The organism is Sphingobium sp. Ant17 (genome assembly GCF_000588875.1).
In the GTDB taxonomy this organism is placed as follows: domain Bacteria; phylum Pseudomonadota; class Alphaproteobacteria; order Sphingomonadales; family Sphingomonadaceae; genus Sphingobium.
The window spans coordinates 1-1,455 of record NZ_JEMV01000199.1 but is presented as its reverse complement, the minus strand read 5'-3'; the positions used below and the strand labels follow the sequence as shown (position 1 = coordinate 1,455).

General features: G+C 55.7%; 3 protein-coding genes. 2 read left to right on the top strand and 1 reads right to left on the bottom strand.

The window, feature by feature from the left end; genetic code table 11:
* On the top strand, positions 1-259 hold a 259-nt coding region (locus BF95_RS25420), incomplete at its 5' end, for a globin domain-containing protein (RefSeq protein WP_043155682.1).
* Between the two features lie 157 nt (positions 260-416).
* A complete protein-coding gene (locus BF95_RS30195; RefSeq protein WP_234831532.1) occupies positions 417-560 on the top strand; it encodes a hypothetical protein in 144 nt (47 codons plus the stop codon).
* A 190-nt stretch (positions 561-750) separates the two neighbouring features.
* On the opposite strand, the gene BF95_RS25415 is transcribed toward BF95_RS30195, so the two are convergent.
* Positions 751-1,455: IS4 family transposase (locus BF95_RS25415; RefSeq protein WP_152542944.1), on the bottom strand; the 705-nt coding region annotated here is incomplete at its 5' end.

Sequence of the window (1,455 nt, the reverse complement as noted above, 5' to 3'; positions counted from 1 at the left end):
CCTCGCCTTTGCTCAGAACGTCGACAAGCTGGATGCACTAAAGCCCGCTATCGAACGGATTGCCGCACGCCACGTTCAGACCCACATCAAGCCTGATCACTATCCTGCTGTAGCTAACGCGCTCCTTCCAGCGATCCGTGACGTATTGGGAGAGGCTGCAACCGACGATATTCTGAATGCATGGGGCGAGGCCTATTGGTTCCTCGCGGACATCCTCATCAACCGCGAGGTGGAGCTTTACGAAGGACAAGTGGCGTGACCACTACAGCCCCAGGCCTTCCTGAGGGGCTGCAATTATACAAGCGCACCGACACTTTCTCTGAGGAGACCACTCCCAAAGGGCTGCTCAATGTTCATTCAACCAAAGACGGGTATGGGGAGTCATCACGGTTGAAAGCGGTAGCCTGAGATACAGAGTGACGGATAACCGACGAGAGCCATTCGAGAAGGTGCTCACACCGGAAGACTCGCCCGGAGTCGTTGAGCCAACTATCCAGTATAACGTGACACCGCTCGGATCAGTCTGCTTCCATGTCGCATTCTATCGTGCAGCGAGGTAGGGAAAAAGCCAAAGCTGAGCTGCCCGCGCCCCGCTGATAAGGCAGATTCAGCTTTAGGCTATAACTGCCACTCTCAGCCGACCGCAAAACCTAGTCAGTTATTCAGTGATCCTCTTCGGCTTAAGGTCAACGACAAGTCTGCGTTGGCTTGACGGTGTGATCCACCGTACGCCTCCGGTAGCGCTTGCGATTACCCACAAGTGGCAAGCTCCGCGCCTATTTGGATATCGACGAGGCGTCGTAGGCCGCGCCAGACAACGGTGTTGCCAGGCGGGGGGTCAGACATCCGCGCAAGATAACCGCCAAGGCGGGACAATTTGGTGAGATATAGCTGGAGCGTTCCCGGCTTTGCTCGGCGGTTCCCGCTATCGGTAACGAGGCGGTCGAGGATTGCAATTTCCGTTGCTGTAAATGCGATCGCCGGATCGGCATCGGGGGCAGCACGTGCCATCATGGTCATCCACATCACGCGCCAACTGACGATACAAAACAGCGCGACAAGGTTGGCTAAACGATCGGCGGTGCGAAGCTTGGCATCTTCAGCACGACATCCTGACTTCAGAATCTTATGAAAAACTTCGATCTTCCAGCGCGTCGAATACCAACGTATTTTCTCGATCGCTGCGTCGAGGTCGGCAACTTCCAGATCGGTGACGAGCTTCCACAGTATCGGCTTCCGGCCCAATGGGACACCGACTTCCGACGCATGGATCACCGTCAGATCGAGCGCCGGGTAGCGTTTTTTGCTTCCCCGATCGGCGGGCAGACGTGGATTCGTTTTGTACCGTATATCAAGGGTTACACGTTCGACCGTGTCATTATCGACCCTCACTTCGATGCTATGCATGCCCGCCGTTGGAGCCTCTTGCTTCGATTTCACGGTGTGATCGCCGTT